This window comes from Miniphocaeibacter halophilus, assembly GCF_016458825.1.
Classification (GTDB): domain Bacteria; phylum Bacillota; class Clostridia; order Tissierellales; family Peptoniphilaceae; genus Miniphocaeibacter; species Miniphocaeibacter halophilus.
This window is the reverse complement of sequence record NZ_CP066744.1, coordinates 749,750-772,592: the sequence shown is the minus strand read 5'-3', so window position 1 is coordinate 772,592 and position 22,843 is coordinate 749,750. Positions and strand designations below refer to the sequence as shown.

Annotated in this window: 24 protein-coding genes and 1 pseudogene; 16 read left to right on the top strand and 9 right to left on the bottom strand. The window is 28.9% G+C overall.

Features of this window, described 5'->3' with window-relative positions:
* Position 1: 1 nt before the first annotated feature.
* From JFY71_RS03820 to JFY71_RS03775, 9 genes and pseudogenes are all read left to right on the top strand, one after another.
* The gene (locus JFY71_RS03820) at positions 2-619 is read left to right on the top strand and encodes an NUDIX domain-containing protein (RefSeq protein WP_243661725.1); all 618 of its coding nucleotides are present in this window, start codon (positions 2-4) and stop codon (positions 617-619) included.
* A gap of 9 nt (positions 620-628) precedes the next feature.
* A complete protein-coding gene (locus JFY71_RS03815; protein ID WP_243661724.1) occupies positions 629-1,453 on the top strand; it encodes an HAD family hydrolase in 825 nt (274 codons plus the stop codon).
* Positions 1,454-1,531: 78 nt separating this feature from the next.
* The gene (locus JFY71_RS03810; protein WP_243661723.1) at positions 1,532-2,029 is read left to right on the top strand and encodes a hypothetical protein; all 498 of its coding nucleotides are present in this window, start codon (positions 1,532-1,534) and stop codon (positions 2,027-2,029) included.
* A gap of 146 nt (positions 2,030-2,175) precedes the next feature.
* Entirely contained in the window at positions 2,176-3,192 is a 1,017-nt protein-coding gene (locus tag JFY71_RS03805) for an ABC transporter substrate-binding protein (protein WP_243661722.1), read from the top strand.
* 62 nt (positions 3,193-3,254) lie between these two features.
* Positions 3,255-3,956 carry an ABC transporter permease gene (locus JFY71_RS03800; RefSeq protein WP_243661721.1) on the top strand — a complete coding sequence of 234 codons (702 nt, stop codon included), beginning with the start codon at positions 3,255-3,257 and terminating at the stop codon, positions 3,954-3,956.
* Entirely contained in the window at positions 3,953-4,525 is a 573-nt protein-coding gene (locus JFY71_RS03795) for an ATP-binding cassette domain-containing protein (RefSeq protein WP_243661720.1), read from the top strand. Before JFY71_RS03800 ends, JFY71_RS03795 begins: the two co-directional genes overlap by 4 nt.
* 74 nt (positions 4,526-4,599) lie before the next feature.
* Positions 4,600-5,441 (top strand): annotated as a pseudogene (gene modD, locus JFY71_RS12160) (ModD protein).
* A gap of 467 nt (positions 5,442-5,908) precedes the next feature.
* Positions 5,909-6,682: an SDR family NAD(P)-dependent oxidoreductase gene (locus JFY71_RS03780; protein ID WP_243661717.1), complete on the top strand. Its 774-nt coding sequence runs from the start codon at positions 5,909-5,911 to the stop codon at positions 6,680-6,682.
* Positions 6,683-6,925: 243 nt separating this feature from the next.
* On the top strand, positions 6,926-7,684 hold the full coding sequence (locus tag JFY71_RS03775; RefSeq protein WP_243661716.1) for an SDR family NAD(P)-dependent oxidoreductase: 759 nt from the start codon (positions 6,926-6,928) through the stop codon (positions 7,682-7,684).
* A gap of 19 nt (positions 7,685-7,703) precedes the next feature.
* Here JFY71_RS03775 and JFY71_RS03770 read toward each other — a convergent pair whose 3' ends face one another.
* The 3 genes from JFY71_RS03770 to ilvN form a co-directional block, all read right to left on the bottom strand.
* Entirely contained in the window at positions 7,704-8,168 is a 465-nt protein-coding gene (locus JFY71_RS03770) for a hypothetical protein (protein ID WP_243661715.1), read from the bottom strand.
* A 132-nt stretch (positions 8,169-8,300) separates the two neighbouring features.
* Positions 8,301-9,986, bottom strand: coding sequence for a biosynthetic-type acetolactate synthase large subunit (gene ilvB / locus JFY71_RS03765; protein WP_243661714.1), 1,686 nt, complete (start codon positions 9,984-9,986; stop codon positions 8,301-8,303).
* On the bottom strand, positions 9,983-10,486 hold the full coding sequence (gene ilvN, locus JFY71_RS03760) for an acetolactate synthase small subunit (RefSeq protein WP_243661713.1): 504 nt from the start codon (positions 10,484-10,486) through the stop codon (positions 9,983-9,985). The genes ilvB and ilvN overlap by 4 nt, the downstream gene beginning before the upstream one ends.
* Before the next feature lie 170 nt (positions 10,487-10,656).
* Between ilvN and JFY71_RS03755 the strand changes: the two genes are divergently transcribed.
* A complete protein-coding gene (locus JFY71_RS03755; RefSeq protein WP_243661712.1) occupies positions 10,657-11,283 on the top strand; it encodes a DUF1269 domain-containing protein in 627 nt (208 codons plus the stop codon).
* Between the two features lie 40 nt (positions 11,284-11,323).
* On the opposite strand, the gene JFY71_RS03750 is transcribed toward JFY71_RS03755, so the two are convergent.
* Positions 11,324-11,749 carry a deoxycytidylate deaminase gene (locus tag JFY71_RS03750; RefSeq protein WP_243661711.1) on the bottom strand — a complete coding sequence of 142 codons (426 nt, stop codon included), beginning with the start codon at positions 11,747-11,749 and terminating at the stop codon, positions 11,324-11,326.
* 117 nt (positions 11,750-11,866) lie between these two features.
* Here JFY71_RS03750 and JFY71_RS03745 point away from each other — a divergent pair, with 117 nt between their 5' ends.
* A complete protein-coding gene (locus JFY71_RS03745) occupies positions 11,867-12,298 on the top strand; it encodes a lipoprotein (protein WP_243661710.1) in 432 nt (143 codons plus the stop codon).
* 20 nt (positions 12,299-12,318) lie between these two features.
* Here the strand turns inward: JFY71_RS03745 and JFY71_RS03740 are convergent, their stop codons facing one another.
* Both JFY71_RS03740 and JFY71_RS03735 read right to left on the bottom strand, forming a co-directional pair.
* Entirely contained in the window at positions 12,319-12,864 is a 546-nt protein-coding gene (locus JFY71_RS03740; protein WP_243661709.1) for a CDP-alcohol phosphatidyltransferase family protein, read from the bottom strand.
* A gap of 8 nt (positions 12,865-12,872) precedes the next feature.
* On the bottom strand, positions 12,873-14,294 hold the full coding sequence (locus tag JFY71_RS03735; protein ID WP_243661708.1) for a phospholipase D-like domain-containing protein: 1,422 nt from the start codon (positions 14,292-14,294) through the stop codon (positions 12,873-12,875).
* Positions 14,295-14,445: 151 nt separating this feature from the next.
* On the opposite strand from JFY71_RS03735, the gene JFY71_RS03730 reads away from it, so the two are divergent.
* Entirely contained in the window at positions 14,446-15,255 is an 810-nt protein-coding gene (locus JFY71_RS03730) for an MBL fold metallo-hydrolase (RefSeq protein WP_243661707.1), read from the top strand.
* A 299-nt stretch (positions 15,256-15,554) separates the two neighbouring features.
* Here JFY71_RS03730 and JFY71_RS03725 read toward each other — a convergent pair whose 3' ends face one another.
* On the bottom strand, positions 15,555-15,905 hold the full coding sequence (locus JFY71_RS03725) for a RidA family protein (protein WP_243661706.1): 351 nt from the start codon (positions 15,903-15,905) through the stop codon (positions 15,555-15,557).
* Between the two features lie 151 nt (positions 15,906-16,056).
* Between JFY71_RS03725 and JFY71_RS03720 the strand changes: the two genes are divergently transcribed.
* Positions 16,057-16,689 carry a GIY-YIG domain-containing protein gene (locus tag JFY71_RS03720; RefSeq protein WP_243661705.1) on the top strand — a complete coding sequence of 211 codons (633 nt, stop codon included), beginning with the start codon at positions 16,057-16,059 and terminating at the stop codon, positions 16,687-16,689.
* Positions 16,690-16,759: 70 nt separating this feature from the next.
* Here JFY71_RS03720 and JFY71_RS03715 read toward each other — a convergent pair whose 3' ends face one another.
* Entirely contained in the window at positions 16,760-17,704 is a 945-nt protein-coding gene (locus JFY71_RS03715) for a helix-turn-helix transcriptional regulator (protein WP_243661704.1), read from the bottom strand.
* Positions 17,705-17,838: 134 nt separating this feature from the next.
* Between JFY71_RS03715 and JFY71_RS03710 the strand changes: the two genes are divergently transcribed.
* The 3 genes from JFY71_RS03710 to JFY71_RS03700 all read left to right on the top strand — a co-directional run bounded on the left by JFY71_RS03710 (position 17,839) and on the right by JFY71_RS03700 (position 21,703).
* The gene (locus tag JFY71_RS03710; RefSeq protein ID WP_243661703.1) at positions 17,839-20,055 is read left to right on the top strand and encodes an ATP-binding cassette domain-containing protein; all 2,217 of its coding nucleotides are present in this window, start codon (positions 17,839-17,841) and stop codon (positions 20,053-20,055) included.
* Positions 20,056-20,107: 52 nt separating this feature from the next.
* Positions 20,108-20,746 (top strand): class I SAM-dependent methyltransferase, encoded by a 639-nt coding sequence (locus JFY71_RS03705; protein WP_243661702.1) that lies wholly within the window; start codon positions 20,108-20,110, stop codon positions 20,744-20,746.
* A 159-nt stretch (positions 20,747-20,905) separates the two neighbouring features.
* Entirely contained in the window at positions 20,906-21,703 is a 798-nt protein-coding gene (locus JFY71_RS03700) for a PGN_0703 family putative restriction endonuclease (RefSeq protein WP_243661701.1), read from the top strand.
* A 45-nt stretch (positions 21,704-21,748) separates the two neighbouring features.
* Here JFY71_RS03700 and JFY71_RS03695 read toward each other — a convergent pair whose 3' ends face one another.
* Positions 21,749-22,843 (bottom strand): NADH:ubiquinone reductase (Na(+)-transporting) subunit F, encoded by a 1,095-nt coding sequence (locus JFY71_RS03695; RefSeq protein WP_243661700.1) that lies wholly within the window; start codon positions 22,841-22,843, stop codon positions 21,749-21,751.

The window sequence follows — 22,843 nt, the reverse complement described above, 5'->3', positions numbered from 1 at the left end:
AATGGGCAGTTTAAATTGGAATAAGGTTACAAAAGAGCTAGAAGATATTTATAAATATGGAGTTAATAGGACTAAAGATGTTTTTGATATAGACAGACTCAATAGAATAAGAGAAATATCAGAAGAAATAAAAAATTATAAAAACAAAGATGATTTTGAAAATATAGACAGATTATTCTTTACGAAAATAGGATATGAAACCCCTAAGCTAGATTGCAGAGCGGCTGTTTTTAAAGAAGATAAAATCCTACTTGTTCAAGAACTAAATAAGCTTTGGACAATGCCGGGAGGCTGGGTTGACCATAATCTTTCCTTAAGGGAGAATATTATTAAGGAAACAATGGAAGAGGCCGGAGTAGATGTAGAACCTGTAAGTATTATTTCTGTACAGGATAGAAAAAAACATAATGAACCGGAATATATTTATAATATTATAAAGGTATTTGTTTTATGTAAATTAAACGGGGGGAGATTTCAAAAAAATATTGAAACTTTAAAAAGTGGATATTTTGGAATTGATGAAATTCCTGAAATGTCAAGGGACAGAACAACAGTTGAACAGGTGAAAATGTGTTTTAAAGCTTACTATAATAAGGATTTTAAAGTGGAATTTGATTAGGAGTAAAAGATGAAATATAAATTAATAGCAAGTGATATGGATGAAACTTTTTTAAATGATAAAAGTGAAATTCCCAAAAATAATTTAGAAATAGTTAAATTATTAGATGAGGATTATGGAATAAAGTTTGTTCCGGCATCAGGAAGAGGGCAAAATTCCCTACAGAATGAAATCAAATGGTTAGGCTTCGATAAATTAGATGATGAATATATAATCGGGTTAAACGGTGCTGCAATAACTAAAGCAAAAGATGGAGAGATTTTATACTTTAAAGGTTTGGATTTTATAACAGCAGAGGAATTATTTAAGTATGGATTAAAAAAGGATGTTGGCATACAAGTTTATACTAACGATAATCTTTATGTATATAATATTAACGAAGATGAAGCTAGGTTAATGAAGGAAAAAGGTATAAAATGGCAAAGTATTCAAGAGAGTATAGATTTTTTAAAAAATCAAAATATTGCAAAAGTAATCTTCCAAAATACCAATATGGATTATTTAAAGGAAATAGTTAAAGACCTAGAAGGTAAAATTCGTTCTAAAGCAGGTTATACTTTTTCATCTAACAGATATTTGGAATTTAACTCACCAGAGGTAAACAAAGGAGAGGGAATTAGAAACCTATGTAAAATATTAGGAATTAATGTTGAAGAGGTTATAGCTATTGGTGATAACCATAATGACCTGGAAATGTTAAAAGTCGCAGGACTTTCTGTAGCAGTATCAAATGCTATTGATGAAATAAAAAATGTAGTGGATTATGTAGCAGATTCTAGTAATAATGATGGGGTATTAGAGGAGATTTACGAAAAGTTTATAAAAGCTAATTAGAAATTACTTAATTATATATGAATAATATGGTATAATAACCTTTGTATTTTAAACATTATAATCGATTTGGAGGAATAAATGAAGAAATTTTTTATAGTTATGGGAGCTTTAATTGTAGCCCTTTCTATATTCGGAATATGGGATACAGCTAAGACAAAAAAAGAAGACGCAGAAAGAGCTAAAATGACAAGTGTATTTTATGCAGATGTAGAAAAAATAGAAGAAGTAGAAGGAAAGAAAAAATTCACAATTGTTGGTATTGAAGGTGAAGCAGGCAGTGATGAAAAATTTGTAGGTAAAAAATATACTTTCACTGAAAATAAAGATACAAAAGCTTTAAATGAAAAAGGTGAAGAGGCAAAACTTGCAGATTTTAAAGAAGGTTCAAAAATAGTAATTCAACATATAGGAAAAATAAAAGAAGGGGATATAAATGAATTAACAGGAGAAGTGACTATAGCTCCATATAACCCTGCACCAGTTGATGCTACTGAACCTATAGCAGAAACATCACCAACGGATACAACAGGTGAAACTTCAACAGAAGCACCAACAGAAGCTACAGCAGCAGAATAAACTCAACAGCTATTAATGGAGTAATTTCCATAATAGCTGTTTTTTATTTGAAAGATTATATTTTTAAAAGTATAATGATAATATGCACACGAAAGTGTGTGATTTTTTTATAAGGCGATATATTCTTAAAAATATAAGGAGGAAAAATGAAATATTTAAAGAAAATAGCATTGCTTTTAATTTTATCGGTTTTATTGGTAGCTTGTAGTAATGGAGAAGATAAGGTAAAAAAAGAAACTGAAATTACTGAAGAAACAGTTGTAGAAGTTGAAAAAACAAAGGTTAAAGTTGGAACAATTAAAGGCTTTCCAGGAATAGGTATTGTGAATTTAATGAATGAAAATGAAAAGGGAAATACTAAAAATAACTATGATTTTATTATTGGAGGAGCACCGGACGAATTAAATGCAAAATTAATTTCCGGAGAATTGGACATAGCAACTATTCCTACTAATATGGCAGCAACGCTATATAACAAAACCAATGGCGAAATAGAAATATTAGCAGTTAATACTTTAGGAGTAATTAAGCTAGTATCAACAGATGAGTCAATAAAAACTCTTGATGACATTAAAGGTAAAGAGATTTCTGCTAGTGGTAAGGGAGCAATACCACAGTATACCCTTGAATATATTTTAAATAAAAAGGGAATAGATCCAAAAAATGATGTAAATATTACATATTATCCCGGTCATGAGGAAATATCCGGTTTACTTGCAGCTGATCAAGTGTCAATAGCAACCATTCCGGAGCCAACTTTAAGTAAAGTTATGGCAGAAAATGAAAATATAAAAATAGTATCGGATTTAACAGAGGAATGGAACAAAATCGAGGAGGATATTATATTATCTCAAGGGTGTACAGTAGTAAGTAAAAAATTTGCTGAAGAAAACAAGGAAGTTTTAAATAGCTTTGTAGAAGAATATAAAAACTCTTGTGAATTAGTCCATAGTGATTTGGAAAATACAGCAAAATATTGTGGAAAATTCAATATAGTTCCGGAAAAAATAGCATTGGAGGCAATACCAAAAAGCAATCAGGTTTATATTGACGGAGAAGAGATGAAAACAAAACTAAAGCCATTTTTTGAAATTCTCTTTGCTGCAAATCCAGAGTCTGTAGGTGGAAAATTACCATCTGATGATTTTTATTTTACTAAGTAAATATGAAAAAACTAATTAAAAATCTATTAATATTATTCTTTTGGATTTTTATTTGGGAAATTATGTATCTAGTAGTAAATAAACCTATTGTGCTACCGTCACCTAGAAATGTAATTACGAAATTACTGGAATTAATACAGGAAAAAAACTTTTATATTTCAGTATTAAATTCAGTTAAAAGCATAGGTTTTGGTTTTACAATAGCCTATATCTTAGGAGTTTTCTTTGCAGTATTAAATTTATTAATTCCTATAACAAAAGATATATTTTTACCTATTTTCAACATATTAAGAGTAACTCCCATAGCTTCTTTTATTATACTTGCCTTGGTGTTTATGAAAGTTGAAAAATTGCCAATATTGGTATCTGTTTTTATGGTATTGCCCTTAGTTTGGCGTAATGTAACAGAGGGATTTAAAGCCGTAAACTACAATTTAATTGAAATGTCAGAATTTTTTAAAGTAAGTAAAGTAAGTCAATTAAGAAATATCTACTTGCCACATTCCCTACCGTTTTTACTGGCGGCAGTTCATACAGGATTTGGCTATGCATGGAAATCTGTAATAACAGCAGAAGTCATGGCATCAGCAACTATGACAATAGGTAGCCATATAGCTGATGGAAAAATATATATCAATACAGATGAAATATTTGCTTGGACAATAGTTGTAATAATTATGAGTATATTAACAGAAAAAATAATATTGCTTTTAACTAGTATATATTCAAAGAAATCATATAAGGTAAAAGGAGATTCTAATTGATAGAATGTAAAAATATTTCAAAAGAATTTAATAAAAAAATACTCTTTAAAGATTTGAATTTTAAAATAGGTTCCAGAGGCATATATTCTATTATAGGACCTTCCGGTTGTGGAAAAACAACTTTAGCAAGAATAATAATGGGTTTAGAAGAATTAACATCAGGAGTAATAGAATATAGTAAAAAAATAAAATTTTCTACAGTTTTTCCGGAAAACAGATTAATTCCCAATTTAAATACTTTTCAAAATATTAATTATGTGGTAAATAATAAGAATAGAACTAGAGAATTATTAAAAACAATAGAAATGGAAAATGATGGTAACAAATATCCTAAGGAGCTTTCAAATGGAATGAAAAGGAGAGTTTCATTTGCTAGAGGATTTGGATATAAATCCGATTTATTTGTACTAGATGAACCCTTTAATGGATTGGATTTAAAGTTGAAAAATAAAATTATTGAATTATTAAAAGACGATTCTACAAAAAGAGCTATACTATTAATAGACCATGATATTGAAACTATAAGGAAAATATCAAAAGAAGTTTTAGAACTAGATAAATATAAATAAATTATAATAGTTACTGTTTTATAATATTAGAACAAGTAAAGGGTCATTAGTATTTTTATTTATTAGGAGGGAAAATGTTTTTTAAAAGAGAGGAACTGGAAAAATTTATTGAAGAAGATATACCATATTTTGATCTAACGAGTTTTTCTTTGGGAATAGAGGAAGGGGAAGCGAGAATTTCTTATTTTACAAGGGAAAACTGTATAGTTAGTGGAACTGAAGAAGTTAGGGGAGTATTTGAAATATTGGGAATAAAAACTGAAAATTTTGTTAAATCAGGTGTAGAAGTTGAAAAAGACTCTGAGTTAATATCGGGACTTGGAAATGTGAAGAATGTTCAGTATGCTTGGAAAGTTGGACAAAATCTTTTAGATAACAGTTGTGGAATAGCAAGTAAAACTAGAAAGTTGGTAAATTTACTTAAAAATAACGGGTTTAATATTCCTATATTAACAACTAGGAAGGTTTTTCCGGGAACAAAAAAACAGGTTACAAAAGCCATATTAATGGGAGGGGGGTTCCCCATAGAATGGGACTATCTGAAACAATACTTGTATTTGATCAACATAAGGAATTTTTAGGTGGAATAGAAAATTTTGTAAAAAAATTAGATATGGTAAAGCTAAAATGTTGTGAGAAGAAAATAGTAGTAGAGGTAAAGGACTTTGAAGAAGCTAAAATTCTTACAAGGGCAGGAATAGATGGATTACAGTTTGACAAGGTAAAAGCTTCGGAACTTACGAAATTAATAAAGGAGTTAAAATTAATTAATCCAAGTATAATAATTTTAGCAGCAGGAGGAATTAATGAAAATAATATATTGGAATATGCTCAAACCGGTGCAAATGGACTTGTAACAACGGCTATGTACCATGCAAAACCAATAGATATAGGAGTGAAAATAGAAAAAGTCTAGATTTTCTAGACTTTTTCTATTTGGATTTTTAATTTCTAAAATTCTTTTTTTTAATTTTCTTTTTTCAAAACTTCTATTTTATTTCTATCATCCATGGTAAGATGTTTATACTCTAAAGAGTAGACCTGACTCATAACATTCTCCTTCGTGTGTGTTTTTGTGATTATTAACATTTTACACGAATATCGGAATTTGTTATGAGTTTTTTTATTTTAGGTGTTGCATTTAATTTTACAATCTATCCCATATAAAACCTCTTAAAAACATAGCGAAATAAAACATGCAAAAAGTCAAGTATAGTTTACTTTAATGGTATTTAAAATTACACTTATAAAAAATATGAAAAAAAGAGAGTAAAACCTTTTCAAAAGTGATATAATTGGTTATAATATCTATAATAGGTAGTATGAAAACGTTAAATAGACGAATAAGTATTATCTATAAAAAAAGTGCATATTGGAGGAGTTATGAATTTTTTTGATTTTACAGATAAAGTTGCAGTAGTATTTGGAGCTTCTTCCGGAATAGGTAAGGCAGCAGCTTTAGGTTATGGTGATTCTGGAGCAAAGGTAGCTGTTTTAGCGAGAAGAAAAGAAAAACTTGATGACCTTGTTAAAGAAATGCATGATAAAGGTTATATAGCTACTGCATTCGAATGTGATGTTACAAGTGAAGACAGCATTAAAAATGCAGCAAAAGAAATAGTTGAGAAATATGGGAAAATAGATATTTTATTTAATAACGCAGGTATTGCTGTACCAGGCTCTATTGAAAATATTACTGTTGAGCAGTGGAATAAGTCAATGAATACAAATGTTAGAGGAGCTTATATGACTATGAAGTATTTGATTCCAGAGATGAAGAAAAATCATTATGGAAAAGTTATAAATACAGCTTCTGTAAATGCAGTATTATTTGATAAAAATGAAGATTTAGTTAGACATGCATATAATGTTTCAAAGTCAGCAATGGTAGGTTTAACAAAAGCAGCTGCGGCTACATATATGAAAGATGGTATTACTATTAATACTATTGGGCCGGGACTATTTGAAACCGAAATGACTGAGGGAACTCTATTTAAGCATGAGGGTTTTATGAAAGCTTATAATGCGTCAAATCCTGCAGGTAGACCGGGTAAAATGGAAGAATTAATTGGTACAATAATGTATCTGTCTTCAGATGCGTCAAATTACGTAACAGGACAATTAATTTTAGTAGATGGTGGAATTACATTAGTATAATATAATATAAGATAAAAATAGACATGATTTTCATGTCTATTTTCTGTAAAAGGATAATTTTAATATTACATTATTTTATGGGAAATGTTTTCTGTTTATATGTTCCCCTATATTTAAGTATAAATAGAATTTCTTGAAAAACATTTTCAAAACATTATTTATTGTATATAATGGTATTAATATAATAATAAATTAAAAGGATAATTTAATATTTGTTTAAATTATCTATACTAAGGAGGAAATATGAATTATTTTGATTTTAAAGACAAGGTTGCAGTAGTATTTGGGGCAGATTCAAGAATAGGAAAATTAGCAGCTTTAGGTTATGGAGATTGTGGAGCAAAGGTAGCTATTTTAGCTAAAAATAAAAGTGATTTAGATGATCTTTTTAAAGAGATGGGAGACAAGGGCTATATAGCAGCTGCCTTTGAATGTGATGTAACCGATGAGGAAAGTATTAAAAATTCAGCAAAGGAAATAGTTGAAAGATTTGGTAGAATAGATATTCTATTTAATAACTCTGGTGTAATTCAACACGGTTCTGTTGAAGAATTAACAGAAGAAGAATGGAATACCTCTATGAATGTAAATGTTAGATCTGCATATTTAGCTATGAAATATTTAGTTCCGGAAATGAAGAAAAACAATTATGGAAAAATCGTAAATACTTCATCAGCAAGTGCAATTTCATTTAGTAAAGATGATGTTTTAGTTAGACATGCCTATAATGTATCTAAGGCAGCAATGGTTGGTCTTACTAAAGCAACAGCAGCTACCTATATGAAGGACGGTATTACTGTAAATGCTATAGGATTGGGAATATTTGAAGATGAATTAAAAGAAGAAAAAGATTTAATTAAGAACTATCTTGCAAATAATCCTTCAGGACGTTTAGGAAAAATGGAAGAATTAATAGGTACAATTATGTACTTATCATCAGATGCATCAAATTATGTAACAGGGCAATTGCTACTAGTTGATGGTGGTGTTACATTAGTATAATATTTAAAGGAGAGTTTAATTACTCTCCTTTTTTTATTTTTGTTTCTTTAGTTATATCTTTAAATTTTAAAGACAACTCACTATCATTTTTATCTTCACCGTAGATATAATATACATGTCCGGGTTTGACAGTATAAATTGAAGTAATTTCATCTGTTTGCACAGATTTCTTTAAAGCATGAAGTTCTACATATTGGTATTTTAATTCCAACACATTTGTATATTCAAAAATATATCCTTTTGATTTATCGGGAATTTTTGTAAATACATCAAAATCATCTTTAATCATAGGAACAGGTATTTTTCCATTAATAGATAGTATATTTACATAGGCGTTTGAAAATAAATAACAAATTTTTTCATCTTCAATCTTAGATAGTCTCTTTCTTTCCTTATGTCTTTTATCGTATTTTGAATAAGCGTATATTGTAAGTATTGCAACAAAAGCAATAGATATAATATTCATAATATTTGAATCAGCCAAAACAACCTCCGTTATTTTTAGATATTTATTTTTTAGTCTATATAAATTATACATCATTATATAAAAAAAGATTAATAGTGTTACACTACTAATCTTTTATAAAAACAAAAATACTATTTTAGAAATTTCAACTTAATATAAAATCTCCTCTCCGTCAAAATAATCAAGCTTTTTCACACCTAGTCTTGCAGAAGCAACAGGATAAACTATTTCCGTTGTTTGGGTATTAACTTCTACCAATGTAAATTTTCCGTTATTTAAAGCCTTGTTAATTACATCATCTATTTGTGAAATATCATCTATTCTATAGGCTTCGGTATTAGGGTAGGATTTTACTAATTTGCAAAAATCCGGATTACATGTAAATTCTATACCACTATACCTTTTATTGCTGCCAAAATATTGTAATTGTCTTACTAAATTTAAGGATGAATTATTAAATAAAAATAATTTAATAGGTAAATTTTGCTCTAAGGCTGTGGCAATTTCGGCAAAATTCATTTGTAGAGAACCATCACCACAAATATTTATAACAGTGGCATCAGGGTTGGCTTTAGCTACTCCAATAGCAGCTGGTAGTCCATATCCCATTGTACCTAATCCACCAGAGGTAACAAAGCGGTCAGGCTTTGAAAATTTATAAAACTGAGCTGCAAACATTTGATGTTGTCCAACTTCAGTACAAATATAGGCTTCACCCTTAGTTAAGTTACATAATCTATCTATAACCATTGGTGGATTTATATTTTCTTTATTGTATTTCATTGGATATTTTTCATCTAGCTTTTTAATATCATTAATCCAGTTAGAATAATCTAATTTTTCAATAATTGGATTAAATTCATCTAGAAAATTTTTAATGTCTGAAACTACCGGGTAGTGAGTAGTGATGTTCTTTCCTAATTCAGCAGGGTCAATATCAACATGAACAATAGTTGCATTTTTAGCAAAATTATCTGTAAGCATAGTTGCTCTGTCATCGAACCTTGCTCCAAGACTAAGAATTAAATCACATTGGTTAATGGCATAATTTGAAGCTGCTGTGCCATGAAGTCCTAGCATGCCGAAATAATTTTCTAAATTATTATTAATAGCCGATTTACCCATTAGAGTAGTTAATATTGGAGCATTTACTTTTTCAAATAATTCTTCTAATTCTTTAAAACATTTTGAATAAACAGCGCCTCCTCCTATTAACAAAAGAGGTTTTTTAGACTTTTCTAAAATTTTTTTAATTCTTGCTACTTGTTTTATATTAGGGTAATAATTTGGATTATAGCCCATTAATTTTGGCTTAGTTGGTTCAACATATTCAAAGCTAGTTAATTGAATATCCTTAGGAATATCTATAAGAACAGGTCCCTTTCTACCTGTATTTGCTATATGAAAGGCATTTGCAAAAATTTGTGGAATTTCAGAAGCATCTTTTACTAAATAGCTATGTTTAACTATTGGTAAAGTTATTCCTGTAATGTCAACTTCCTGAAAGGCATCTGTTCCAACCATTGAAGTGGACACCTGTCCTGTTATAGCTATTAAGGGAACAGAATCCATAAACGCTGTAGCTATACCTGTTACTAAATTAGTAGCTCCAGGACCGGATGTTGCTAAACAAACTCCAACAGTATCCGAAGTACGGGAGTGACCACTGGCAGCATGGGCGGCAGATTGCTCTTCTCTTACTAATATATGCTCAATATCCGTATTTAAAAGTTCATCGTAAAGGGGAGTTACAGCTCCTCCAGGATAACCATAAATATATTTGATATTATTGTCTTCTAATGCTTTAATTACAGCTCTTGCACCGGTTATTTTCATTTAATGGATACCCCCTTACTTTTTTTAGCACCTCTCGATAATGCTATCATACCTGTTCTAACTATTTCCTGTATACCATATGGTTGTAAAGCCTTTTCCAAAGCGGAAATTTTGCTAGTTGTTCCTGTTGCTTCAATAACAAAGGAATTAACATTCATATCAATTACTTTAGAACGGAAAATATCTACAACTTGTAGAATTTCAGTTCTTGTGCTTTTACTAACATTTAACTTAATCAGTACCAGTTCTCTTTCAACAAATTCCTCATCAGTTAAATGGATGACTTTAATAACATCTATTAATTTATAGAGTTGCTTCTCTACTTGTTCAATCGTTTTCTCATCACCGTTTACAACAATGGTCATTCTAGATATTCCCGGAACATCCGTTTCACCAACTGCTAAACTTTTAATATTATATCCTCTTCTTGAGAAAAGACCAGAGACTCTTGTAAGTACACCGGCTTTGTTCTCTACAATAACAGAAATTGTATGTTCCATCTTATGTCCTCCTTTGATGAATAAAAAAATGTATTACTAGAAATAGTATTATATTAAAGTATAAAAGTCAATTGTATTTTTAATGAATTAGTATTTATTTGAGAAAAAACAATTATTGATAAACAAAATAGTTTAAAGGGTATAAAATTATTATAGAGGGGGGATACACTATGAAACAAAATGTAGATTTAATAAATTTTAAAAATAGTGAGGATGCTCATGAAGTATTTGACAAATTAAGTAATAACCCTATGAAAGATAATTATACAATTAATCAAATGGTTATAGTAAGTAAAAGTAACGGTAAAATAATTGTAGAAGATATTTATGATTCAGGCTTAGACACTAGAGATGATATGATAAAAGGAGGCCTAATAGGAGGCCTTGTTGGTATACTAAGCGGTCCAATAGGAATACTATTATTTAGTGGTTTAGGCGTTTTAATAGGAAATAGAATGGATATTGCAGATGCTACTAAGAATATGTCCTTAATAGAACAAGTGGGAATTTTAGTAAATGAAGATGAGGAAGCTATTATTCTTTTAATAGAAGAGGAAATAGATGGCATAGACAAAGAAATAGAAGAATATGACCATGTTCTAACAAGATTTAAAGCATCTGAAGTTCAGTATGAAGTTGAAGAAGCAAAAGAGCTTGAAAAACATTTAGAGAGGGAAACAAGATATAAAATAAGGGAACAAAGAACAGGTGAAAGAAAAGCCAAGGTTAAAAAATATAGGGAAAGAATTACAAAAGAATTTGATGAATTAAAGGAAAAAATAAAAAAGAGATTTTAAAAAAATATAAAAATCCAGAATTTCTGGATTTTTATATTTACTAAAACTTTAATTCAATATGTTCAATATTATTTTTTTCCAATAGTTCAATAGCGTAATCATCAATTCTATAACCGTTTAAATAGTATATTTTTGATATTCCGGCTTGGATTAATGCTTTAGTACAATTGAGACAAGGAAAATGAGTTACATAGCATTTACATCCTTTAACGGAAATACCTTCTTTAGCACAATACAGCAAAGCGTTCATTTCGGCATGTATTGTAGCTATACAATGGCCATCTCTCATAGTGTGACCAATTTCGTCACAATGAGGGTTTCCTGAAACGGATCCGTTGTAACCTGTAGAAACAATTCTATTATCCTTATTAACTAAAACACAGCCAACGTAAGCTCTGTCACAGGTGCCTCTTTCAGCAACACCTTTTGCTAAATTAATAAAATATTCATTCCAAGATTTTCTCATAAAATACCTCCAACAGTTAAAAATATTATATCATAGTATAAATATATATTTTATAGTTTCAGCAATATTATGACTATGTTATAATAAGTACAAGTAATAGAGTTAGAGGTGTGTTTTATGAAAAAGATTTTACTAATAATTTCATTTATATTTATTTTAACATCCTGTACTAGTGGGAGAAAAACTACAGTAATGGAATTGAATATGAATAATGAGAAATATAATGAGATTTTAGAATTTTTCAATTCAATAGATGAAAATGAAGAAATTAGCGGAATTATTAAAGGAGAAGAAAATTATACGTTAATATTTAATAATCCAAAATTTAAAATAGATAAAGTAAAGGTTGATTATTCAAGTGATTTAATGAAAATCAACTTACAAGGGGAGGACTCTGAAAAAGAACCTATAAAGATTTATAATATAATTCTAGGTGATGATTATAGAAAAAATATAGATACAGAATCTAAAAATCATTCTGTAGTCGTTGAAAGAAGTGGAAAAGAAATAAAAACTGTAATAATTGATGCATTAAATATGGAAGATTAAAAAAATGTAGACCTTAAAGTCTACATTTTTTTGTTTTTAGAATATATTTCCTTTTGTTTATTTATATATTCTGGAATATATAAAACTGCAGATATAATAGCAGTAACAGTTGCAATAAACAACAAGGAAACAACAATAAAGTTAGGCATATTTGGAATAAATAAAAGTAATATCATTACTGCATAATATACAAAAGTTGAAATTTTACCAAACCATTTTGCTCCTTCTAATTTAATTCCATTTTTCATTAAATATCCGCCAAGTACAAGCATTATCAGATCCTTTAAAATCATAATTATAAAAAAATATTGGTATTTTTTTATAGAAATAATCATTGTAATGGAAATTGCCGCTTGAGTTAATTTGTCAGCAATAGGATCTAAGATTTTTCCTAAATCAGTTATCCAATTAAATTTTCTAGCTAAATTCCCATCTAAAAAATCTGTAAAGCCGGATAATACTAAAATTAAACCTGCATTAGTTGTGTTACCCTTAAGCATTTGCCATACAAAAAAAGGAATTAAAAATATTCTAAATGTAGATAATATATTAGGTATATTTTTCATTTTTTCTCCTAAATTAAGAATTGAAAAGGACGCATAACTATAAATACTGTCCAAATTAAAAGTTTTTTATACTTAGGAACTTCCTCTAAGTTTACCGTATTTGAAACTTCATATTCATTATTATTGTCTAGTTTTAATGAATTATTTTTTAAATTATCAATATGATTTGTTAATTCAGATGCAAGGGGCTTGCTATCCACAACTAACATGGTTTCAGTATCTAGGTAAAAACTACGATCGTCCATATTACAAGAGCCTACAATAGCTAAATTATCATCAATTACAATGGATTTTCCGTGAATTGAATCTTTACTCTGATATTCATAAATAGATGCTCCTGTTTCAATAAATTTCTTTCTATGTCCGTAATAGTTAGAAAAAGCAGCTATATTAGGAGTAGAAGCTGGTGAATTTGTTTGCATTACTAAGGGTACATTATTTGAAACTTCCTTCATTACAGAAAGTAGGTCTTTATTTCCCGTAGCATAAGGTGTTTGTAAAATAACTGACTTCTTAGCCTTTAATGCTAATTCACGTAATTGATAAGCAACATGAGGTTCTTTTTTTGTCACATCTATTGGATTATAAATCAATGTAATTTTATTTGTTTCTACAGTTCTATTTAAAAAATCATCTAGGGTTTTTTCGAAAAACTTACTATTTGATTTTTTAAAAGTTTCAAATGAGTTTTCCAATAATGAAAGATGTTTATCTTTCCCACTATCTTTAATTAAAGATGTATGTTCAAAACTCCATAAACTGTCAAAGTAATTCTCTACCTGTTTAACAGCTGTTTCTTCTTCTTTAATATCCTTATTATAATGCCATATGAAAATTTCCCTATCATGGGTTATTGGTCCTTCAAATTCTTTCGGTGCAAAATGCCGTTCATCAATATTTCTACCTCCAAGTAATAGGAATTCATTATCGGCAATTATTATTTTATCATGTAATAATAATTGTAAATTCCATGGTTTAAGAGGATTTACAGGATTATAGACCCTACATTCTATGTTAGGATGGTCATTTAAAACATTTAAAAAATTCTTTGCATTTATTCCATAGAAATATGATTTTCCATCGAGAAGTAGTTTAACATTTACCCCTCTATTTGCTGCTTGCATAATTTCATCTAAAAAAGCCCTAGTGCTAAGACTATCCTTAATTTTATAGGTGGTAATATATAGGGATTTTTTTGCATTGCGAACCATTTCCATTCTAATATTAAGAGCATCGGTAGGTGTTTCGATAATTGTTGCTCTATCGGGACCAACTTCAGAATTTGTAAACTTGGTTTTTGAAAAAGCTTCCTTGTTTTCTGCACTAACCTCCTTTGTGAAAAAACAAGGTATAATTGAACCAATTATTAAGTATAAAATTATTAAAAACAAAATTATTAATAAATAATGTACTAATTTATTTAAAGACATATTATTTCCTTTCTTTCTTTAAATTATAACTATCTATTATTCAGCATTTTAACACATTCTAGGGAAAAATTATATAATGGCTTATTTTGTAATATAAATTTTTTTGTATTAATATATTATATAACAAGTCTTAATATAAATTGGAGGAAATATGAAATTAAGAGTTTTAGTAGATAATAATACATATATAAATCATTATTATTTAGGAGAGCCGGGAGCTAGTTACTATATGGAAATAGATAATGAAAAAATACTGTTAGATACAGGTTATTCAGGAATAGTAGTGGAAAATGCAAAGAAAATGGATGTTGATTTATCTCAATTAAATAAAATTATTATTTCCCATGGCCATGATGATCATACAAAGGGCCTTATGAAAATAATAGAAAAATTCAACACTTCGAATATGGAATTAATATCCCATCCGGATGCTTTTTATCCGAAAAGAGCTAGAGATGAGGACGTCGGTTCTCCTTTAAGCCGTAGTGATATTTCAAAAGAATTTAAGTATAATCCTTCAAAAGAACCTTTAAATGTAACGGAAAACTGTATATTTTTAGGTGAAATACCGGAATATTTTGATTTTGAAAAAAGAAGGGTTTTAGGGGAAAGAGAAGTAGATGAAAAACTAGAAGATGATTATATGATAGATGATTCTGCACTAGTATGTAAATTAAAAGATGGCATTTTTATAGTAACTGGCTGTTCCCATAGTGGAATTTGCAATATAGTAGAACATGCTAAAAAAATATGTAATGATGACAGAATACTAGGAATTATAGGAGGCTTTCATCTTTTTAAAACAGACGAAAGATTAAAGAAAACTATAGATTATTTTCTAGACAACAAGGTAAAAATGGTTTATCCTTGCCATTGTACTTCATTAGGAGTTAAAGCTGAAATCTTAAAAAAATTTGATTTTAATGAAGTAGGCGTAGGATTTAAATTGGAAATAGAATAATATTAAAGGAAATAACATAAGAGAAAAAATTCTGTTTTGTAGAAAAGATTGTAAATATAAAGGAACCTTGTAAAATCTACAAGGTCTTTTTATATATTACTAATATTATTTATATAAATTCTTATGCTTCTACTACAAAGGAGTTTATAAAAAGTTTCAAAAAATCACCCTATATTAATTTCTTTTATGATTAATTTCAATATAAGGTGACTTTTATTTATTCTAATTATTTTAGTGACTTTACTTCAATATTTTTAATTAAAACACACTTAAATATTAGATAAAATTTTTACTGTTTTCTAATCTACTGCAGCCGTTACTATTATTTCAACTAGTTCAGCCGGGTTATTTGCAGCTCCTTCTATACAGGCTCTTGCAGGTGCAGCTCCTTCTGCAACCCATTCATCCCAAGCCTTGTTCATTTCTTGGAATTTAGTTACGTCTTGCAAATAAATTGTTGCCATTAGTATTTTAGATTTGTCTGAACCTAAATCTGCTAATATTTCATCAATTTTTTCTAAGGTTTGTTTAGTTTGCTCGTAAAGATTAGAACTTGTGTCCTTTGCAGTTTGTCCTGTAATATAAGCTACACCATTGTGGACTGTAGCAACTGACCATCTATGACTTGTTTTGTATCTTTTAATTTCCATTTAATAATCCTCCTAAATTTTGTCTAGGATTATTGTATCAAAAGATAGGCTTATTTATAATAGTTTTTTTATTTAATATCGGTATTATATTTTTGTGTTTAAAGATTATATATTAATTACAATGTGAATATTAAGGGAGTGTTTTTGTTATATGGATAACTGTAAAGAAATACATAAAATAGTAAATAATATGAAAAGATTTTATTTTCCTTTTAATTTAGAGGAAATTCCAAAAAATGGAATATATATTCTTTTTGAAAAGGGGGAGAAAGCTCACAACGATTTGGATAGAATTGTGAGAGTAGGTACTCATACAGGAGAAAATCAACTTAGACCAAGAATTTCACAACATTTCATTAAAGAGAATAAGGATAGAAGTATTTTTAGAAAAAATATCGGAAGAGCCTTGCTCAATAAAGATAACAATGACTATCTTGAAGTTTGGGATAAAAAACTGGTAAAAAAAGTTGATAGAGAGAAATATGGACATTTAGTAGATAAAAATTATCAAGAGAAAATAGAAAAAAAGGTAACTGAATATATGAGGGCGAATTTTTCCTTTGTGGTTTTTGAAGTAGATAAAAAGGAAGATAGATTGCTTTATGAGTCAAGGCTGATTTCAGAAGTATCCAATTGTAAAGAGTGTAGGGCTACTGAAAATTGGCTTGGCAGATTTTCACCAAAGAAGAAAGTAGTTGAGTCTGGTATGTGGCTTGTCAATGAATTATATAAGGATAATTTCACAGATGAAGAATTTCAAGAGTTTAAGAAATACTTATTATAAAGCTACACATATTAAAATCTACAGTTGATATAAAGACCCTGTAAATTTTACAAGGTCTTTTAAAACCCCATTAATATTCTCCATATAAATCCTGTATTTCTTTAGCTTTTTCGTAAATATATTTTTTCATCTCCATTGGTTCTATAACAACGGCATTTCTAGAAAGCTTTATAAAAAAATCACTGAAAAATTCAATATCTTTTTTGTCAATCAATTCATCAATAAATCCAGTTTCACCATTATTCTCTATTTTGATATTTTCATTAGTATAGGGATTGTCTTGACAGGCACGAATTCCTATTTTGTTTAGCTTTACATAAAGACGAGTTGGTTCATCAAAGCTGTTAAAGTCAAAACTTTTTTCTACTAATCCATCTATATTTTCATATTCTTGATTTGTACTTGTAATATTTTCAACTCTATCTACTCGATAATGTTTGATTTTGTTTTCTTTTAGGTCAAGAGATGGCACATACCAAAAGCCATTTTCACTGTATAGACATATAAAGACAACCTTGTATTTTTTTACTCCTGATAATGTATCGTAATACATTTCAAATACATTCTTAGTTCCAGAGTATTTTAATAAATCTTTTAAATGGTTATTGGAAATATTCCTCTTTTTATTTTTTAAAAATAGTTTTGTCTTTAAGCTATCTACTGTTTTTTGACTGTCTTCTGGTAAGTTGAAATATAGTTTTCTTAAGACTGACTTTAAGTCTATTTCAAAAGGAAGAGAACTATAAAATGTTAGTGAATGGCTGGCAAAAAATACTGCAAATGCTTCATTTTCAGTTAAATTAACCGGTGGCAATAATTTTGTGGATAGTAATTTATAGCCACCATTATTTCCTTGCTTGGTATCATAATATACTCCCAAATCAGACAATTCAAGCATATCTCTATGAGCAGTTCGTACAGAAATATTAAATTCATCGGCAATTTCCTGTGCAGTAAATTCTTTTTTTGTATTTATGTATCGCTGAAGTTCAATTAATCGTCGAGATTTTTTCATTTAGTAACCTTCTTTCTCCTAAACATGACAATATATGACATGGTTAAATGATACACTTTATTTAATACTTTTACAAGGAGGCTATTAAATGAAACAGGAATATATAAAGGTTTTTGGTGCTAGAGAAAAAAAATTTGAAAAATATAACTGTTAAAATTCCAAAAAAGAAAATTACAGTCTTTACAGGTGTTTCCGGTTCCGGAAAAACATCTCTTGTTTTTGATACTATTGGCGCTGAGTCGCAACGTCAATTAAATGATACTTACAGTAGTTTTATTAGACATAGATTACCTCAGTACAGTCAACCAAATGTTGATAAGATAGAAAATCTACCGGTTTCTTTTGTTATAAATCAAAAGCGTTTAGGAGGAAATGCTCGTTCAACTGTAGGGACCGTTACAGATATTTATTCTCTTTTACGTTTGTTATTTTCTCGTATTGGAAAGCCTTTTGTTGGATATTCAGAGGTTTTCTCTTTTAATAATCCAAAGGGAATGTGTAAAAAATGTGAGGGTATTGGGAAAATAAATAATATTAATATCAATAAATTAATAGATTGGAACAAATCATTAAATGAGGGAGCTATTTTATTTCCGGGATTTGCTTTAAAAGGTTGGCGTATTTCCCGGTATCTTAATTCGGGTTTATTTGATAATAATAAAAAATTAAGGGATTTCAGCAGGGAGGAAATAAATCTGTTATTATATAAAAATAATTACAAGTTACCAAATCCCGGTTTAAAATATCCGAAAAATGGAATTTATGAAGGTCTTATTCCACGAATTGAAAGAAGTTTTTTAAAGGGAGAAAGCAAAGAGGCAAAGGTAAATAAAAAAGAGATTAATAAAATTGTTTCCAAGGATATTTGTCCTGTATGTAATGGTAAGCGACTTAAGAAAAATATTTTATCTTGTAAAATTAAAGGTTTAGATATTTCAGACTGTACTTTTATGGAAATAAACAAGCTACTTGATTTTATATCTTCAATTGATAGTCCTAAAGTCAAGTCGGTAATTGATGAAATTAAACAACAATTGGAACAATTAATTTCTGTAGGCTTGGAATATTTAAGTTTAAATAGAGAAACTTCAACTCTTTCAGGAGGAGAATCCCAAAGAATTAAAATGGTAAAGCAATTGGGAAGCAGCCTTTCAGATGTATTATATATTTTTGATGAACCAAGTATTGGACTACATCCCTATAATGTAGATAAAATTAATAATTTATTACAGTTGTTAAGGGATAAAGGAAATACTGTTTTAGTTGTTGAACATGATCCAGATGTTATAAAAATAGCAGACCATATTATAGATATGGGGCCCTTTGCAGGAAAAAAGGGTGGAGAAATAGTTTTTCAAGGAAATTATAGTGAATTACAAGGTGCAAATACTATTACGTCTAAAACTATTTTTCGTAAATTGGATTGTAAGAAAACTGTAAGAAAGGCTAAGGGTTATATTAATATAAAAAATGCGAATTTGCATAATTTAAAAAATATTAATGTTAAAATTCCTAAAGGAACTTTTACTGTTGTAACAGGAGTTGCAGGTTCCGGTAAAAGCAACCTTATTAATGGAGTTTTAATGAAACAATGCGATAATTGTATTAGTATAGATCAAAAAGGGGTGCATGGTTCAAAACGCTCAACAATTGCAACATACACAGGAATTTTTGATTTTATTCGAAAATTATTTTCGTCGGAAAACAAGGTAAAGGCCTCTATTTTTAGTTCTAATTCTGAAGGAGCTTGTCCTACTTGTAAAGGTTTAGGTAAAATTTATACAGACCTTGCTTTTATGGACATAGTAGTAACTGTATGTGATGTTTGCGAAGGAAAAAAATATAAGGAGTATGTTTTAAACTATAAGTTAAAAGGAAAAAATATTAATGAAGTTTTAAATATGACTATAGATGAGGCGAAAAACTTTTTTATTAATAGTGAAATTACATCAATGTTACAAAAATTACAAGATGTAGGTATTGGATATATTACTTTAGGACAAACATTGGACACTTTGTCCGGTGGAGAACTTCAAAGGATAAAATTAGCAAAAGAATTGGAAAAGAAGGGTAATTTATATATTTTAGATGAGCCAACAACCGGTCTTCATATATCTGATATTGAAAAATTGCAGAAGGTCTTAGATAATTTAGTAGACAAGGGTAATACAGTAATTGTTATAGAGCATAATATGGATATTATTGCTAAAGCTGACTGGATAATTGACATAGGTCCAAAAGCCGGTGAAGATGGAGGTGAAATAGTTTTTGAAGGTACTCCTTTAGAAATTATAAAATCAGAAAAATCTTTAACTGGGAAATATTTGAGAGAATATGTAAATAAAGAGTGAATACTTTAGATGGTATATAATAGAATAAATTATAAATAACAAAGAGGTAATTATGAGTACAAAGAATACATCTCAATTTAATATGTATGGTTACAAGGATCTTGTTACTAATGTTTTTAATAAAATTTACCCTGTTATTGCCAAGCAAGTTATAGAATATACTGAAATAAAAAAAGGAGTTTGTTTGGATATTGGCTCAGGAACCGGGGATTTAGGTGTTGAAATTGCTAAACTAACCAATATGACGGTGTACTTAATGGATATTAGTTTAGATGGGAAAAATATTGCCAATGAAAAAATCAAAAATGAAAACTTGGTAAATAGGGTAATACCAATAGTTGGAGATGTTCATAATATTCCTTTTAATAATAATTCTATAGATTTAATAGTAAGTCGTTCTTCTTACAGGTTTTGGAAGGACAAGACCAAGGCTTTTAAGGAAATATATAGGGTTTTAAGAAAAGGTGGCAAGGCATATATTGGTAAGGGGTACGGTAATGAGATTTTAAAGGAAGAAATAGAAAAAACTATGTTTAAAATAAATCCCCAAAAATGGTATCCTGGAAAAAAAGAAATGAATTTAGAAGAGTTTAAAGAGTATTTTTATAAGGCTTTAGAGGAAAACCAAATAGGCAAATATGATTTTATTAGTAACAAGTCAGGTAACTGGTTGGTAATAGAAAAAGAATAGATTAAGAGAACAGGTTTAATTACCTGTTTTTCTTGGGTATATTTATATATAAGAGAGCTGTTGTTTTTAAATAATTTGTTTTGGTTAATTCATCTATTTTTAGATTCCATAATAAGAAGGATTATTAAATATTATAGAGTAATATAGAGGAGGTATATTATGAAATATGATGAATTTAAGAAAAGAGTAACAAAGCACCTAGGTAAGTACATGGAAAAGAATTTAGGAATTGAAAAAAATGGATTGTTTAAAAATAAGGAATACGGTCATGTTCTCTCCGATGAGTTAGTAGCTGAAAATTTTATTGGCGAAACCTACCCACTATATGAGAAGTATTGCCCCAATAAAGAACTTCATGTATATTCTAATCATTTAAATTCTTCACAGGTTATGGGAATGAATTTCTTTTTACCACTACTTGAAAATAGGGATATATTAAATAGGGTAGTAGAAAAAATAATAAACAAGGAAGAAGGGACTTTAACAAACTTAGTAACTGTAGATTTTGAACATAGATGTGGGCAGGATGAAAAAACGGGAATTGATTTATTTTTAGAATATGCAAATGGAATAAGAGTATTTTTTGAAATGAAATACAGTGAAAATGGTTATGGAATTTTTTCAGGATTTAACAGGGATGAGGTATGGGAGACTAAATATTCTAATTTTGTTACAAACAGTCTTTACCTAAAAAATATTACAAAGGAAGAGTTTTTCTATGATTATCAAATAAATAGAAATATTGGAATGATAAATAGCTTAAATGACTATGCTGTCTTTATACTTCCTTATGAAAATGAAAGTTTAGTTAAGGAGATTACTAAATTTAACTACAATAATGTAAAAACGGTTGATTGGAACTATTTGGCATATTATGTTTATAATTTAGTTGCAGGTAAAAATAGAGAATTGGAAAATCATTATAGGGAATTTATTCTAAAGTATTTAGAATATTAATAGAAAAAGGATAGCGGCTGCTATCCTTTACCTATTTCTAATTATCTAAAATTCATCAAAGTAAATTTTATCATCCGGTATATTTTTCTTATTTAGTGATTCTACAATGGATTGTATCATTACAGGACTACCACATAGGTAGGCTGTATAATTTCCGGAATCCTGTAAATATTTATCTATTGAGTTTGTAACTCTGCCTCTGTCACCGACCCAGCTGGAATCTTCCGGAACTCTAGACAAGGTTGGCATAAATTTAAAGTCATATAATTCTTCTTCAAACATTTTCAACTCGTCTAATAAGAACAGGTCATCTTCTGTTCTAGCTCCAAAGTAAAATCTTGCTTTTCTTTTTATATCGTTATCCTTCATATGGTAAAGAATTGAACGTATTGGTGCAAATCCTGTTCCGGCAGCAACCATTACTATTTCACTGTCATCATCGTGGTAATAGAAATCGCCATAAGGACCGTTTAAATCAAGTTCAGTTCCTACTTCTACGAATTTGTGCATATAGGTTGTACATATTCCGCCGGTATATCCAATTAAAACCTCCAGATGATTTTCATCTTTTATGGATGATGCAACAGAATAGGCCCTGTAAACCTCTTCTGTATTACCTTCGTATTCTGGTGCTTTAATTTGTATATATTGACCGGGTTTGAAACTGATTTTTTCTCCTTCAGGTAATTGAAATCTGAATTTTTTAATTTTATCGGTCATTTTTTGAATATCTACAACTGTAACCTTATATTCTTTTACATTAAATAATTCTTCAGGTATTTCGATTTTTATATTTTCCTTTACCTTACATTGACAGGAAAGTCTTATATTGTCCTGTAATTCCTCTGGTGAAAGCCAAGGTTTTTCTGTTGCTAAAACCTGTCCTCCTCCTTCAAGAACTTTTACCTTACAATAACCACAAGAGCCTTTTCCACCACATGCTGAAGGTATAAAAATCTTTTCGTTTCGGAGTGTGTCCAGTAAACTGTTTCCTCCATCAACTGTATACTCTTTTTCGTCGTTTATAATTAAATTTACTTCTCCATAATCTGCAATATATTTGTCTGCAATGGTTAATATAATGGCGAAAAGAGCACACAAACCGGAAATTATTGCTGTTGTTGTTAAAACTGTACTCAT

Excerpts from the sequence above, each read along its gene's own strand:
- JFY71_RS03775 (WP_243661716.1), top strand. The coding sequence starts at position 6,926 with ATGAATTATTTTGATTTTAAAGACAAGGTTGCAGTAGTATTTGGGGCA.
- JFY71_RS03820 (WP_243661725.1), top strand. The coding sequence starts at position 2 with ATGGGCAGTTTAAATTGGAATAAGGTTACAAAAGAGCTAGAAGATATT.
- JFY71_RS03695 (WP_243661700.1), bottom strand. The coding sequence starts at position 22,843 with ATGAGTACAGTTTTAACAACAACAGCAATAATTTCCGGTTTGTGTGCT.
- JFY71_RS03735 (WP_243661708.1), bottom strand. The coding sequence starts at position 14,294 with ATGTCTTTAAATAAATTAGTACATTATTTATTAATAATTTTGTTTTTA.
- JFY71_RS03725 (WP_243661706.1), bottom strand. The coding sequence starts at position 15,905 with ATGGAAATTAAAAGATACAAAACAAGTCATAGATGGTCAGTTGCTACA.
- JFY71_RS03730 (WP_243661707.1), top strand. The coding sequence starts at position 14,446 with ATGAAATTAAGAGTTTTAGTAGATAATAATACATATATAAATCATTAT.
- JFY71_RS03715 (WP_243661704.1), bottom strand. The coding sequence starts at position 17,704 with ATGAAAAAATCTCGACGATTAATTGAACTTCAGCGATACATAAATACA.
- ilvB (WP_243661714.1), bottom strand. The coding sequence starts at position 9,986 with ATGAAAATAACCGGTGCAAGAGCTGTAATTAAAGCATTAGAAGACAAT.
- JFY71_RS03745 (WP_243661710.1), top strand. The coding sequence starts at position 11,867 with ATGAAAAAGATTTTACTAATAATTTCATTTATATTTATTTTAACATCC.
- JFY71_RS03815 (WP_243661724.1), top strand. The coding sequence starts at position 629 with ATGAAATATAAATTAATAGCAAGTGATATGGATGAAACTTTTTTAAAT.
- JFY71_RS03810 (WP_243661723.1), top strand. The coding sequence starts at position 1,532 with ATGAAGAAATTTTTTATAGTTATGGGAGCTTTAATTGTAGCCCTTTCT.
- JFY71_RS03700 (WP_243661701.1), top strand. The coding sequence starts at position 20,906 with ATGAAATATGATGAATTTAAGAAAAGAGTAACAAAGCACCTAGGTAAG.
- JFY71_RS03720 (WP_243661705.1), top strand. The coding sequence starts at position 16,057 with ATGGATAACTGTAAAGAAATACATAAAATAGTAAATAATATGAAAAGA.
- JFY71_RS03780 (WP_243661717.1), top strand. The coding sequence starts at position 5,909 with ATGAATTTTTTTGATTTTACAGATAAAGTTGCAGTAGTATTTGGAGCT.
- JFY71_RS03705 (WP_243661702.1), top strand. The coding sequence starts at position 20,108 with ATGAGTACAAAGAATACATCTCAATTTAATATGTATGGTTACAAGGAT.
- JFY71_RS03755 (WP_243661712.1), top strand. The coding sequence starts at position 10,657 with ATGAAACAAAATGTAGATTTAATAAATTTTAAAAATAGTGAGGATGCT.
- JFY71_RS03750 (WP_243661711.1), bottom strand. The coding sequence starts at position 11,749 with ATGAGAAAATCTTGGAATGAATATTTTATTAATTTAGCAAAAGGTGTT.
- ilvN (WP_243661713.1), bottom strand. The coding sequence starts at position 10,486 with ATGGAACATACAATTTCTGTTATTGTAGAGAACAAAGCCGGTGTACTT.
- JFY71_RS03740 (WP_243661709.1), bottom strand. The coding sequence starts at position 12,864 with ATGAAAAATATACCTAATATATTATCTACATTTAGAATATTTTTAATT.
- JFY71_RS03800 (WP_243661721.1), top strand. The coding sequence starts at position 3,255 with ATGTATCTAGTAGTAAATAAACCTATTGTGCTACCGTCACCTAGAAAT.
- JFY71_RS03805 (WP_243661722.1), top strand. The coding sequence starts at position 2,176 with ATGAAATATTTAAAGAAAATAGCATTGCTTTTAATTTTATCGGTTTTA.